We start from the raw sequence: 14,148 nt of genomic DNA, 5'->3' as shown, positions 1-14,148 counted from the left end.
GTTTATTAAAAGCGCAGTGGATATAGCTCTAAAAATCGAATAAAGCTCTAAAAATTGAAAAAGCGCCACGAAGGGCGCTTTGAACAAGGTAAAGAACAACGTTAAAAGGTTAACGTCAGTTCCATTCCGTAGAACTGTTTGTCTAGTGGACCTTGCGGGTTTACTGCCATATCGACTTCGGTTTGGTAACCTGTCCAAGGCTGAGTTCGGAAGTTAAACTTCGCATCGCCACCCCATGCGTCTGTCACCCAGTAATGAATGTGACCAACTGGGTTTAGGAAAAACAGCGAGACATCACCTAGGGTTTCAGACCCTAATACTTCACCACCATTGTGGGCAATTTTTTGTTCGCCTTCGAACATCAGTTCACCGACAACAGCGCCAAAGAAAGGTGTGATGAAAATATCTTGCCAAGAGGGGATCTCAGCAAACGCTTCTACGCCAAATTCCCAGAACAGTGTCGACATCGTCATTGAGTAGAGATAAGACTCAAATTCATTAAATCCTGCATGACGAGAAGCCGTGTAGTAAACACCACCAAAGTATGGGTGCATTATGTAGTTGAGGAAGTGCTCGTCTCTGTCCCATACAGGACCTTGGCTGACATTATCAGACCATTTTTTCCCAAGCTTACTCATATCACGGGCTTCAGCATCCCACTTGGTAATACTCTCTGGTAGGAGTGTCATTAAGCCCACTGTTGCAACACTGAGACCCAAAATCGTATAGGTTTGTTCTTTCAGGTAATTCCAGTCTCTTTCAGGCTGTACTTGAAGATACAATGGAAGAGGCGCTTCGAGTTTTGGTTCCGTCTCAATATTGTCATTTAAAGAGAGATAGAATGGATTTACATTTGTTTCAATGTTAAGACTGTAGCTTTGTTGATCATCGCCGCTATATAAGTCATAAGAGTAGTTGTTGATATCAAAATCAGCAGCTTGGGTTGACGTAGCAAATGCAAGCAATGCGGTAGACAGTGACTTCAGTCGCACAGAGATCTCCATTGAGAAAAACCAAAAATAGTGAGCTGAGCATTATTCTCTTTACGAATGATAGATGCAATCCCTTTAATCGTTAAAAAATTGAAAAATATCAGCTTGTAAGGCGGTCTAATTAGAATAGTTGAGCTGAATGTAGTTGACTATGAATTACTATTTTGCATCGAACAATTGTGATATCAGAAGAAAAAAGCAAAGGTTAAGTTTATGTTGAAAGTGGCAATGTTGAGTACAGGCGAAGAGGTACTTCACGGAGATATCGTGGATACCAATGCTTCATGGCTAGGTGAAATCCTGTATCAAAGTGGGTTTCAGCTTTCGGCACGTTCTACGGTTGGCGACCAGCTTGACGTATTAAAAGACGAGATTTTGCGTTTAAGCAAGTCCTTCGACGTTGTAATTGTAAATGGTGGGCTAGGTCCGACAACCGATGACCTAACGGCATCGGCCGCCGCGAAAGCATCGGGACAAAAACTCAGTTTGTTCCAAGAGTGGTTAACCGTTCTGGAAGAAAAATTTACTCGTCGCGGGCTCACTATGCCGGACAGTAATCTCAAACAGGCGATGCTCCCTGAAAAGGCCACTATCATCGATAATCCAATAGGGACAGCTTGCGGTTTTTCGATGACGCTCAATAAAGCCAAGTTATATTTTACACCGGGTGTACCGAGTGAGTTTAAGCGCATGGTAGAGGAGCAAATTATTCCGACACTAAGCGAGACATACCGCGATATCCTCCCGTCCGAATGCAGCAGGCTCTATACTATTGGGCTCTCTGAGTCAGGCATATCGGATAAGTTAGACCTGATAAAACTGCCCGATCAGTATGAACTGGGATACCGCTCTTATTTGCCTTTCATTGAAGTGAAGATATTTGGCCCTGCCGCAGATATGGAAAGGCGTTTGAAGCTCCTTCAAATTGTGTATGGGCACTTGAAAGATAACGTCGTGAGTGTAGATGAGCCCATGATTGACAATGTAGCGGCTCTTTTAGTTGAAGGCGGTACAACATTGTCACTCGCAGAGCAGGCGAGCGGTGGTTTCCTAACGAGTTGGCTGCACGAGAGTGAGCCAATGGCAAAACAGCTTAAACAAAGCTGGGTGATGAACACAGAAATGGATAAAAATTTGGTTGAGCAAGATCCACTGGCTGCATCTTTGGCGTTGGCTGCTGCAACGCGAGAAAACGGTAAAGCTACGTTTGGGTTATCTTGTGGGAAGTTGAAGGACAATGTGTTTGCGGTTGCTTTATCAACTGGAAATGGCGAGTGGGGTCAAGTGCTCGAGTTTGCGCGAAATTATGGAAAGCAGGATAAACGTAGCTTAATTGCCACAGTTATGCTGGACATGTTAAGGCGTCATTTAGAGGAAAAAGCTGTCTTTGGACATTACAGCTCTCTGGTTAGAAAAAAAGAGCTTTATGTGCCTAACTCTGCAGTGTAAAAGTTATAAGAGAATTCGTTGACTTTTAATTTGTCTTTATCTCTCAAAGAGTAAAGGCGAGTGAAAAATCACCAAGTATGTTTCATTTTTTATGCAAGGTATTTTTTGACCATTTTCTTTAATTTGAGGCTTGGGATCGGCTGAGAACTAGCTAATATAAGAAGGGTCAGAACAATTAAATGGCACACTGTTATCATCATTTATGATCTGGAGGGACCCATGATTACACAATCAATGATCAAAGTTTGGTACCGAGTATCCGGTGAAAAAGTGTTGTTAGGAGAAGCACATAGCGAACATGTCAGCGATTTAGTATCGGCTTGGTTAGCAGCACCTATAGCGGACAACGATACCCCGAATGGTGGTTATCGAATGTCATTGTTTGACGACGATGGCAAATCAATAGGTGAGAAGGATATCTCGTTCAAGACGGCTGAATATTTACTCGGAAAATATGCAAATTTAAGCAGATCTGAATGCGTTTAAGATGCAGAAAATTAGCGGGTAGCAAGGGTGATATTACGAAATATCAAGCGCTTTTGACCTTGAGCTGATAGTTTACTTTTTCTAATTCGACATCGGTTTTTGCCCTGCATATGCAGGGCAAAATTTCTTTTGACTGTGTAAATGCCATCGCAAAACCAACGTATTCGACCTCTCCCGACTTCAATTCACAGCGGCACGCACCACAATGACCATCTCGACAGTTGTATTCAGGTTCAAATCCCGCGCTCTCCATTTCCTCCAGCAGTGTCTTTTCGCTGCTGGCGACAATAGGGCTAAGTTCGTTGATTTTGATTTTTTGCATTACAGCTCAAAATCTCCAAAATCTTCAGCATCGACTTCGTTATCGATCTGACCAACAAGGTAAGAGCTGATTTCCGCTTCTTGAGGTGCTACCTGCACGTTATCTGAAGATAACCAAGCATTGATCCATGGGATTGGATTAGACGTTGCTTCAGGGTAAGCTGTACCCAGACCGACAGCTTGCATACGAATGTTGGTAATGTATTCGACGTACTGACACAGAATGTCTTTATTCAAACCAATCATAGAACCGTCTTTGAATAGGTACTCTGCCCACTCTTTTTCTTGCTCTGCTGCTTCTTTAAATAGGTCGAAACATTCTTGTTTACATTCTTCAGCGATTTGTAAGAACTCTAAATCATCTTGACCGTTACGAAGCAAGTTCAGCATGTGCTGAGTACCCGTTAAGTGCAGTGCCTCATCACGAGCGATAAGCTTGATGATTTTAGCGTTGCCTTCCATCAGTTCACGTTCTGCAAAAGCGAAGGAACATGCAAAGCTTACGTAAAATCGAATGGCTTCTAGCGCATTAACAGACATCAGACAAACGTACAGCTTTTTCTTAAGCTTGGTTAGATTGATATCTACGGTCTCTCCGTTGATGACGTGTTTACCTTCACCATAACGGTGGTAATCATTTGTCAGCTCGATTAAATCGTCATAGTAATGAGCAATGTCTTTCGCGCGCTTTAGGATATGTTCATTTTCAACGATGTCATCAAACACCAACCCTGGATCATTCACAATGTTACGAATGATGTGGGTGTATGAGCGTGAGTGAATTGTCTCAGAGAAAGACCAAGTCTCGATCCATGTTTCTACTTCAGGTAGAGATACAAGCGGAAGTAACGCAACGTTTGGGCTTCGACCTTGGATAGAATCAAGAAGTGTTTGGTACTTCAGGTTACTGATGAAAATATGCTTTTCATGATCGGGTAGCTTATTGTAGTCGATACGATCGCTTGACACATCCACTTCTTCTGGACGCCAGAAAAAAGAAAGCTGTTTTTCAATCAGCTTTTCAAAAATTTCAAACTTTTGTTGATCGTAACGCGCTACGTTCACTGACTGACCAAAAAACATTGGTTCTTTTAATTGGTCATTTTTCTTTTGAGAGAAAGTACTGTAAGCCATAAATGCCTCAAATCCATTAAAGCCTCTTTGAATTCAAAGAGGCCGTTTTAACTTTTACTCTGAGTCGATGCTCAAAGCTTTAAATCTTACAAGCGCCGCCTGCACAATCATCTTCTTGAGCCTTAGCGGCTTCTGATTGTTCATCACTCGCACCATCACGAGTGTTGTGGTAGTAAAGCGTCTTAAGACCGTACTTGTATGCGGTTAGCAAGTCTTGCATCAGAAGCTTCATCGGAACTTTACCGTTTGGCTGAACACTTGGGTCATAGTTAGTGTTCGCGGAAATAGCTTGGTCTACAAACTTCTGCATAACACCCACAAGTTGCAAATAGCCATTGTTTGATGGGATAGTCCAAAGCAACTCGTAGTTTGCTTTCAAATTGACGTAATCGGGTACTACTTGCTTCAAAATACCGTCTTTCGATGCTTTTACAGATACGAAACCACGTGGTGGTTCGATGCCGTTAGTCGCGTTAGAAATTTGCGAAGATGTTTCAGATGGCATTAGCGCCGATAACGTCGAGTTGCGCAGACCGTGTTTGACGATTTCTTGGCGCAATGTTCCCCAATCGTAATGCAAAGGTTCGTCGCAGATCTTGTCGAGATCTCGTTTATATGTGTCGATAGGCAACAAGCCTTTCGCGTAGTTGGTCTCGTTAAATAGAGGGCACGCGCCTTGCTCTTTTGCTAGGTTCATTGAGGCTTTCAGTAGGTAGTACTGAATCGCTTCAAATGTACGGTGTGTTAGACCATTTGCGCTACCGTCTGAATACTTCACACCATTTTTAGCGAGGTAATAAGCATAGTTGATCACACCTACACCCAATGTACGACGATTCATGGTTGACTTGCGAGCAGCCGGAAGTGGGTAATCTTGATAATCTAGCAATGCATCAAGAGCACGAACAACCAAGTCAGATAATTCTTCAAAATCATCAAGGCTTTCTATAGCGCCTAGGTTGAACGCAGAAAGCGTACAAAGTGCAATTTCACCTTGGTCGTCTTCAACATTGTTCAAAGGCTTAGTAGGAAGCGCGATTTCTAAACAAAGGTTAGACTGGCGAACTGGTGCTACAGCCGGATCAAACGGGCTGTGAGTATTACAGTGATCTACGTTTTGAATGTAGATACGCCCAGTAGAAGCACGCTCTTGCAGAAGAAGAGAGAACAAATCGACGGCTTTCACTGTTTCGCGTTTAATGGATTCATCGGCTTCGTACTTTTCGTACAGGCGATCAAACTCATCTTGGTTCTCAAAAAACGCATCGTACAGACCAGGCACATCCGAAGGAGAGAACAGAGAAACGTTTCCACCCTTGATCAAACGCGAGTACATCATTTTGTTGATCTGTACGCCGTAATCCATATGACGTACACGGTTTTCTTCTACACCGCGGTTGTTCTTTAATACCAACAAAGATTGAACTTCACGGTGCCAAAGTGGGTAGAACACTGTCGCTGCGCCGCCACGGACACCGCCTTGAGAACAGCATTTAACCGCAGTTTGGAAGTATTTGTAGAACGGAATACAACCAGTGTGAAAAGCTTCACCGTTGCGTATTTCAGAACCCAGAGCACGGATACGACCTGCATTAATACCGATACCTGCACGTTGAGAAACGTAACGCACGATCGCGCTAGAAGTCGCATTGATAGAATCGAGGCTGTCATCACACTCAATCAGTACACAAGAGCTGAACTGACGAGTAGGAGTACGTACACCAGACATAATTGGTGTAGGTAGGGAAATCTTAAATGTCGAAGCCGCGTCGTAGAAACGTTTGATGTAATCAAGACGCGTATCTTTCGGGTACTTAGCAAACAAACATGCTGCAACTAGTATGTAAAGGAACTGCGCGCTCTCATAGATTTCTTTGGTTACGCGGTTCTGAACAAAGTATTTACCTTCGAGTTGCTTCACGGCAGCGTAAGAGAAATTCATATCGCGGCTATGATCAATGAAGCTGTTCAGTTTTTCAAACTCAGATTGCGTGTAATCTTCGATTAGGTGTTTATCGTACTTGCCAGCATCAACCAACTCGGAAACGTGTTTATAAAGTGTTGGTGGCTCAAACTGTCCATACGCTTTTTTACGCAAATGGAATACAGCGAGTCGAGCAGCAAGGTATTGATAATCTGGAGACTCTTCAGAGATTAAGTCAGCAGCAGATTTGATAATGGTTTCATGAATGTCCGACGTTGTAATACCGTCGTAAAATTGAATGTGTGACTTTAATTCAACTTGAGAAACGGAAACATTGTCTAGTCCTTCTGCAGCCCATGCGATAACGCGATGGATCTTCTCCAAATCAATGTTTTCTTTGCGACCGTCCCTTTTTGTCACAGTTAGTTGTTGGTTCATTCTGGTAGATTTCCCTGACGAAACTGCTAAAAGCCGTATTTCTTTGGTAGTTCTTGTAAAAATGTAGTCGGCTTTGTGATCTATATCCACTACATATTGTGCGTCAAAACACTATATGTGGTGTTGTTCGGTTGAACGAGTTACAAGATAGTGCGCGGTGGGCTATTTTTCAAGTTGGATAAGTTGGAAGACTTGTGGATAAGTTGGGGGAATAAAAAAAATCGTAAGTAGGCACTAACCTATCATTTTAGGTAGAGATTACCTGTAAAAAAGATCCCATTCCAGAGTGTTTTAATTATGAGCAGAAGAAAAAATATTTTTCTTGATCTTTAGGAAAAAATCGACCTTAAAATTAAGCTGTACAAAGGTCACACAAGTCGTTGTCATATTGTGCGAAAAGGCGATGAATCTCTACTTTTTACAAAATTATAACTTTCTTGATTGGTGTCTCATTTTTTCAGAAATCTAGCAACAAATTATCTATGAAAATTTATTTCATATTGCGTAGTGAGATACGTTGCTTATAAGCGATTTAGAATAATTTGGCTGAGCGAAAAGCCTTGGCTGCCAGATTATTTCCATTCGTATTTTTTGGCGCTGACTAGCCGTGTGTAATCACATACAGGCGAGACATTAATTCGTCATTAATTTAACGCGTTTGAGTGCTCTATTGAGTATCTGGCGATAAAATAGAATGTGATTAATCTAAAGGTCTGCGGTGCTGACTTTCATCGTTAAGGTAGATGCTAAAGAGGACGCTATAAAAGTGAAATAGAAGAAATAAGAGATATAGAAAGTGAGCGGGAACAAAGACAGTTGCAAAAATGGCTGCCTGCACCAAAAGAAACAGGCAGTGCTGATACTAACTAAGACGTGTTGTGTGAACGATATAGTTTACGTCGACATTGTTGCCGAGAGAGTAAGTATCAGTCAGCGGGTTGTAATGCAATCCGGTTATCGACTGTTCGAACAAGTCAGTCTTATCGATCATTTTTAGAAGTTCTGCTGGGCGGATGAATTTCTCGTGGTCGTGCGTGCCTTTTGGTACTAGTTTCAAAAGGTGCTCTGCGCCAACAATTGCAAATAAGTAAGATTTGAAATTGCGGTTTAAAGTAGAGAAAAAGACCTTACCCCCAGGCTTCACCAGTTTGGCGCAGGACTGTATAACAGATAGTGGGTCGGGAACGTGTTCTAACATTTCCATACAAGTTACCACGTCGTATCTTTCTGGGTTTTCTGCCGCATGATCTTCTACAGTGCTTTGAATATATTCCAGCTTTGTACCCGTTTCTAATGCATGGAGTCGAGCCACTTCGAGCGGTTCTTTGCCCATGTCCAAACCTGTGACTTCAGCACCTTCTTTCGCCATGCTTTCGGCGAGTATTCCTCCGCCACAACCCACATCGAGCACTTTTTTTCCGAATAGACCCTGGCAATTATCCTGAACGTAATTCAGTCTTAATGGGTTGATCTGGTGGAGAGGCTTAAACTCACCCTCTAAATCCCACCATCTGGAAGCCATATCTTCAAACTTTTTGATTTCCGCAGGATCGACATTTTGTTGTTTGGTCATAACAATCACACTCAGGATTAGGATTGAAGCATTATAGCGACTGAAAAGCAGGAGAACACCAGAATTCCAATTTTGTGAAATTAGGCATCACAATATGACTGTAATTCATACAGATAAAGATTTTCTGTACGATTTCTCAACGATTGATCCACAACCAAGGTCACAACCTGATAAAACGAAGGGGAAAGAGATGCCGAACGGGGTATTTGTGTGTTATATTTTTGAACCTTGTACGTATCTAACATACGATCAAACTATAGAGGGATAATGGCTCTATGAGCGATCTAGCTAAAGAGATCACGCCCGTAAACATTGAAGATGAGCTCAGAGGTTCATACTTAGACTACGCGATGTCAGTTATCGTGGGTCGTGCTCTTCCAGATGTGCGTGATGGCCTAAAACCAGTACACCGCCGCGTTTTATTCGCGATGAATGTACTAGGCAATGATTGGAATAAATCATATAAAAAATCTGCCCGTGTGGTAGGTGATGTCATCGGTAAATATCACCCTCATGGTGATAGTGCAGTTTACGATACGATTGTGCGTATGGCACAACCGTTTTCACTTCGCTATATGCTCGTCGATGGTCAAGGTAACTTTGGCTCGATAGATGGCGACTCTGCAGCGGCAATGCGTTATACCGAAGTTCGTATGGCAAAAATTGCCCATGAACTGCTTGCTGACCTCGATAAAGAGACAGTGGATTACGTACCAAACTACGATGGTACAGAGCAGATCCCTGCAGTACTTCCTACAAAGGTTCCTAACTTGCTGGTAAACGGTGCCTCTGGTATCGCAGTAGGTATGGCAACGAATATTCCTCCTCACAACTTAACCGAAGTGATCGATGGATGCTTGGCATTCATTAATAATGAAGAAATCACAATCGATGAGTTGATGGATTACATTCCAGGACCTGACTTTCCTACGGCAGCATTGATTAGTGGTCGTAAAGGCATTGTTGACGCTTACAAGACCGGTCGTGGCAAGATCTACATGCGATCAAAAGCTGAGGTCGAAGCAGACAAAAATGGTAAAGAGACCATTATTGTCACTGAAATTCCATATCAGGTGAACAAAGCGCGTCTTATCGAAAAGATCGCTGAGTTAGTAAAAGATAAGAAAGTTGAAGGCATCAGTGCACTACGTGATGAGTCCGATAAAGACGGTATGCGTATTGTTATTGAATGTAAGCGTGACGCGGTAGGCGAAGTGGTTCTTAACAACCTTTACGCTCAAACTCAGTTGCAAACAACTTTCGGTATCAACATGGTTGCTCTGAACAACGGTCAGCCACAGTTGTTCAACCTGAAAGACATGCTTAAGTGCTTTGTCGATCACCGCCGTGAGGTTGTGACTCGTCGTACTATTTTTGAATTACGTAAAGCTCGCGATCGCGCGCACATCCTTGAAGCACTTGCGCTAGCATTAGCTAATATCGATGAAATCATAGAGCTTATCCGAAATGCAGCCACACCAGCAGAAGCGAAAGCAGGTCTTGTCGCTCGCGGTTGGGATTTGGGTAATGTTGCTGCCATGCTTGAAAGTGCAGGTAACGATGCAGCTCGTCCAGATTGGCTTGAGCCTGAATACGGTATTCGTGATGGTCAGTACTTCTTAACTGAAACGCAAGCGCAAGCGATTCTCGATCTTCGTCTACATAAGTTGACAGGTCTTGAGCATGAGAAGATTCTAGATGAATACAAAGAACTTCTAGAAGAAATCGCGGAATTGATGCACATCCTTGCGAGCACAGAGCGCTTGATGGAAGTTATCCGTGAAGAGCTTGAAGCAGTGCGTGAAGGCTTTGGCGATCAGCGCCGTACAGAAATTACTGCGGCTGTCCATGACATCGATATGGAAGAGCTCATTGCCCAAGAAGACGTAGTGGTTACTTTGTCTCACGAAGGCTATGTTAAGTACCAAATTCTAAGCGATTACGAAGCGCAGCGCCGCGGTGGTAAAGGTAAGAGCGCAACTAAGATGAAAGATGAAGATTACATCGAACGTCTATTGGTTGCGAACACGCACGATAATATCTTGTGCTTCTCTACTCGTGGTAAGACATATCGCTTGAAAGTTTATCAATTACCTCAAGCGAGCCGAAATGCTCGTGGTAAACCAATTGTAAACATTCTTCCTCTTGAGGATGGCGAGCGTATTACAGCGATCTTACCGGTATCTGAATACTCTGCAGACAAGTATATCTTCATGGCGACGGGTGACGGAACGGTTAAGAAGACGTCTCTAGACCAGTTTGCCAATGTACGTTCAAACGGTCTAATTGCTGTTAACCTACGTGACGATGATTCCTTGATTGGTGTAGACATTACTGACGGTGAAAGCGACATTATGTTGTTCTCCCAGCAAGGTAAAGTTGTACGCTTTGAAGAAGGTAAAGTACGTGCAATGGGTCGAACTGCTGCGGGTGTTCGTGGTATGAAGCTGGCAGAAGGCGACCAAGTGGTCTCGTTGATTGTTCCTTCAAATGAAGGTGACATTCTAACAGTTACGCAAAATGGTTATGGTAAACGTACGCCACTTGCCGAGTACCCTACGAAAGGTCGTGCGACTCAAGGTGTTGTTTCTATCAAAGTTTCAGACCGTAACGGCTGTGTAGTCGGTGCTGTACAAACGGAAGAAAACGACGAGTTCATGATGATCACCGATGCCGGTACGCTTGTTCGTACTCGCGTGTCTGAAGTAAGCCAGGTAGGTCGTAATACTCAGGGTGTAACCCTAATTAGAACGGCTGAAGACGAAAACGTTGTTGGTTTGCAACGTATCGAAGAAATCGAAGAGTCTGAATTGCCTGAAGGAGAAGAGACAGAAGCTACAGCTGAAAACAATGCTGAGCAACCTGAATCTGCTCCAGAGCAAGATGCACCAGAACAAAAAGATTCTGAAGAGTAATCTCAGTATCCAATAAGTTGAAAGCCATCAGTATCATACTGGTGGCTTTTTTATATCCCAGCATATAGGTTAATTGGATATAAAAATGCCTAAGTGAACTAACAACCAATGTTATTTTCACTTAGGCATTTTTTGTTTGCTGCACATTACTCTATTTTATATTATTTTTTATCTAAGATTGCAGTCATTTTTCAGATATTCTTTAATACAAGAAGGCATAACAATAATTATATCTATGCCTTTCTTACAAAAGCTTGATTAGCACATCGTAGGAGCAGAAAATTTCAAGTCTTCCAAAACACGGGTATAGTCCGTGATGTTAAATTTACTACAATCTTCGTTGTTATCGATATTTAAATATGGCTGAGTACTCAGAGAGGATACCAACATATAGTAATAATCGATGTTCATTTCATTACAACCGGGCACCTTCTTAAGAGCGGAATATAAAGTTTGCTTAGTGACATGATTGAAACGAGATTCTTCTAATTTCTTCCTAGATTCAAGGTCTTGACTTAACCCTCCCCGCGTTAGAAGAATTGGAATGTTAGGGTGGTTTTGCCAAAATTGAACGTATTTAACAATAATTTCAGATAGCTGAACTTGGCTCCTTGATTTGAAAGAGGAAAATTCTTTTGCAAGCCTAGGAGTATGCTCTTCAATTAATTGATCAAATAGCTGTTCTTTATTCTTAAAATAATAAACAACTAGTGCAGGACTAACCCCGGCCTTTTGAGCAATTAATCTAAATGTAACTCTTTTAAATGCATGGGTGAAAAATAACTCTTCAGCTGCTTTTAATATTGCTTCTCTATTTTCATTCATTGGCATAATTAATACCGCTCCCCCTAATTGATATGATTGATTCTATTGAGGATGCGAGCGATGTCAATTTACCCTATGTGCATGAGTACCTATAAAATACATATTGAAATATATATGTATGGAAATATAAAGATTTGTCACTAGTTATTAACAAAAAATATTATGCAAATTCAGTGAGATAAAGTAGGAAGGGATTATTTGTAAGTTTTGTAAGAAGGTTAATGATATTTGTAATGGTATGTAGAATGAAGGGCAATTTGGAGAAATCCTACAAATTGCCCGACAAATCGCTAAGGTTTTAGCAATACTTTCACACTGTCATCAACTTGGCTTTCATCAATGTAGCCTATGATGTTATTGCCTGTTTGAACCGTATTTTTTACCAGATCAGCGCTAGGCAGAGCTTTTGGTGGTTGCCCTTTACCTGTAAACACACGCTTTGCCCAGTAAGCTTGTAATTGTGCCTCTGTTTTCCCGGTGACTTTTTGGTGGAACTCGTCTTTGAGTGCCTCACCATCAGCGAGATCCACTACGTCGATATTGAGAGATTTGGCTTTGCCAAGATAGAGCTTCTTGACGGTTGCAGCATTAAGTGCATCCATTGAAGGGTTACCAATTACAACTACCGCAGCATTTGCGCTCGTACCCAGAGCTAATGCAGCTATAACGATTAACTTGTTCAACATATTTCTTCCTTAAAATACAACGTCAACTTTTAGCGTATAGAGTAGGTTAGTTTTATCCTGGCTTTCCGAGCTTAACCCACCAAATGTGTCACCAAAATCAGTCATGTAACTGACATCTCCCTTTAGTGCAACATTTGTCATTACGTCCCAGCGAGCACCAATGCTGTAGGTGGTGCGTTGGATGTTTTGAGCCGATTGGATTGCCTTTGCAGAACCTTCAACGCTGCCTGCGGCTTTTGCTGCGGCTGCTTTTTGTTGTGCTTGCGCCATAAGGATTGCAGCCCCAGCAGGATTGCTTGCCATCATCGCTTTCGCCTGTGTGAATAGTGTTTCAGCTTGAGCTGCAAGATTAGCAGTGCTTCCTTTTACCGACGCGTAATGCTTGTTTCTTACATCGTTATCTTTCGTACGCATATGCGAAACAGTGAGATATGGTGTTACTTCGTTAAGGCGGTATGCAGCGGTTAGGTAGGCAGAATCTACATCTGCGTAAAAACCTTCCACTTCTGTGCGGGTCAGTTCAGAGGACAGCATTAGGCTTCCGTTGTCGTATCGGGCACCTAAGCCGTAAAACTTAGCTGCATCGTTATCAAAGGTGGTGTTTGCGACAACGCCACCAAGTGGTTTCAGCGCTGCGCTAGTGCTGTTCCAATTAACGTCAGAAGAGACTTTTGCTTGGCCGTATACAGCGCGCAACGTCCATGTATCGTCAGTCCAGTTAACAACACCACCCATGATTTCATTGAATTCCGTTGGCGCATTATAAGAGTGCTTATTTGCAGTTAGCTTTTGTGAACCAGCAAAGCCTTGGAACGAAAGGGTACTATTCTCTAACTCGATATCGTAAATGAAGTCTCCACCCGTCAGCGACGTCACAACGACAGGACCATAAACTTCGGTAGGGACACGAACACCGACTTGCGCATAACCCACTTCAAGATAGTCAGAGTACATAAAGAGAGGTAGGCGAAGTTTACCGCCTCGAACTTTCAGGTTTGGCGTAAATTGATGGCTAACAAACGCCCACTCAATATCAGGGTTCCAACTTTCTTTCTTGGTTCCACGCGCAACCAACTGAACTGTCGCTGATGTTGAGTCATTGATTGCAAACTTACTTTGAAGACCGATTAGGGAGCCTTCGTCAAACTTGATTTTGTCTGTCGAGTAGGCGAAGCCATGATTGTTGTTTGCAACCTGCATATTGACTGAAGCAAAGCCATTGAAGCTGATTTTGTCAGCCATTGAAGACGACTTTTGTGCTTCCAATAGCTTAACTTGGTGCTCTAGTACTTCAATACGTTTTTCTGAATTAGCGTTCGCAGCTTGAGCTGAAAACGTAGCAGCGCAAATCGCCGCTAATGGTAGCAGGCGAAAAGTTTTGTTCGTCATTTTTATTCTCCGAAAG

The 14,148-nt window shown here is 42.5% G+C and carries 11 protein-coding genes; 3 read left to right on the top strand and 8 right to left on the bottom strand.

The genetic code is table 11. From position 1 onward, the window contains the following. Positions 1-101: 101 nt before the first annotated feature. A complete protein-coding gene (locus tag Q8W40_RS00400; RefSeq protein WP_370693351.1) occupies positions 102-1,004 on the bottom strand; it encodes a DUF3943 domain-containing protein in 903 nt (300 codons plus the stop codon). A gap of 201 nt (positions 1,005-1,205) precedes the next feature. On the opposite strand from Q8W40_RS00400, the gene Q8W40_RS00395 reads away from it, so the two are divergent. Together Q8W40_RS00395 and Q8W40_RS00390 are read left to right on the top strand one after the other, a co-directional pair. Next, on the top strand, positions 1,206-2,441 hold the full coding sequence (locus Q8W40_RS00395; RefSeq protein ID WP_305395398.1) for a CinA family nicotinamide mononucleotide deamidase-related protein: 1,236 nt from the start codon (positions 1,206-1,208) through the stop codon (positions 2,439-2,441). 219 nt (positions 2,442-2,660) lie between these two features. After that, positions 2,661-2,927 carry a hypothetical protein gene (locus Q8W40_RS00390; protein ID WP_305395397.1) on the top strand — a complete coding sequence of 89 codons (267 nt, stop codon included), beginning with the start codon at positions 2,661-2,663 and terminating at the stop codon, positions 2,925-2,927. Between the two features lie 43 nt (positions 2,928-2,970). Here the strand turns inward: Q8W40_RS00390 and yfaE are convergent, their stop codons facing one another. The 4 genes from yfaE to ubiG all read right to left on the bottom strand — a co-directional run bounded on the left by yfaE (position 2,971) and on the right by ubiG (position 8,317). Next, positions 2,971-3,249, bottom strand: coding sequence for a class I ribonucleotide reductase maintenance protein YfaE (gene yfaE, locus Q8W40_RS00385; protein WP_305395396.1), 279 nt, complete (start codon positions 3,247-3,249; stop codon positions 2,971-2,973). Next, positions 3,249-4,382 (bottom strand): class Ia ribonucleoside-diphosphate reductase subunit beta, encoded by a 1,134-nt coding sequence (gene nrdB / locus Q8W40_RS00380; RefSeq protein ID WP_305395395.1) that lies wholly within the window; start codon positions 4,380-4,382, stop codon positions 3,249-3,251. Before nrdB ends, yfaE begins: the two co-directional genes overlap by 1 nt. 79 nt (positions 4,383-4,461) lie before the next feature. Next, positions 4,462-6,744 carry a class 1a ribonucleoside-diphosphate reductase subunit alpha gene (nrdA, locus tag Q8W40_RS00375; RefSeq protein ID WP_305395394.1) on the bottom strand — a complete coding sequence of 761 codons (2,283 nt, stop codon included), beginning with the start codon at positions 6,742-6,744 and terminating at the stop codon, positions 4,462-4,464. Between the two features lie 862 nt (positions 6,745-7,606). Next, positions 7,607-8,317 (bottom strand): bifunctional 2-polyprenyl-6-hydroxyphenol methylase/3-demethylubiquinol 3-O-methyltransferase UbiG, encoded by a 711-nt coding sequence (gene ubiG / locus Q8W40_RS00370; protein WP_305395393.1) that lies wholly within the window; start codon positions 8,315-8,317, stop codon positions 7,607-7,609. A 275-nt stretch (positions 8,318-8,592) separates the two neighbouring features. Here ubiG and gyrA point away from each other — a divergent pair, with 275 nt between their 5' ends. Then, the gene (gene gyrA / locus Q8W40_RS00365) at positions 8,593-11,232 is read left to right on the top strand and encodes a DNA topoisomerase (ATP-hydrolyzing) subunit A (protein ID WP_305395392.1); all 2,640 of its coding nucleotides are present in this window, start codon (positions 8,593-8,595) and stop codon (positions 11,230-11,232) included. A gap of 258 nt (positions 11,233-11,490) precedes the next feature. Here gyrA and Q8W40_RS00360 read toward each other — a convergent pair whose 3' ends face one another. From Q8W40_RS00360 to Q8W40_RS00350, 3 genes are all read right to left on the bottom strand, one after another. Beyond that, positions 11,491-12,063 carry a TetR/AcrR family transcriptional regulator gene (locus Q8W40_RS00360; protein ID WP_305395391.1) on the bottom strand — a complete coding sequence of 191 codons (573 nt, stop codon included), beginning with the start codon at positions 12,061-12,063 and terminating at the stop codon, positions 11,491-11,493. 284 nt (positions 12,064-12,347) lie between these two features. Then, positions 12,348-12,743, bottom strand: coding sequence for a phosphate ABC transporter substrate-binding protein (locus tag Q8W40_RS00355; protein WP_305395390.1), 396 nt, complete (start codon positions 12,741-12,743; stop codon positions 12,348-12,350). A gap of 9 nt (positions 12,744-12,752) precedes the next feature. Beyond that, the gene (locus tag Q8W40_RS00350; protein WP_305395389.1) at positions 12,753-14,132 is read right to left on the bottom strand and encodes a hypothetical protein; all 1,380 of its coding nucleotides are present in this window, start codon (positions 14,130-14,132) and stop codon (positions 12,753-12,755) included. Positions 14,133-14,148 lie beyond the last annotated feature (16 nt).

Origin of the sequence: Vibrio penaeicida, from assembly GCF_030689305.1 — a bacterium.
Lineage (GTDB): Bacteria > Pseudomonadota > Gammaproteobacteria > Enterobacterales > Vibrionaceae > Vibrio > Vibrio penaeicida_B.
Note: the sequence above shows the minus strand (reverse complement) of the source record. Positions and strands in the feature narration are given on the sequence as shown.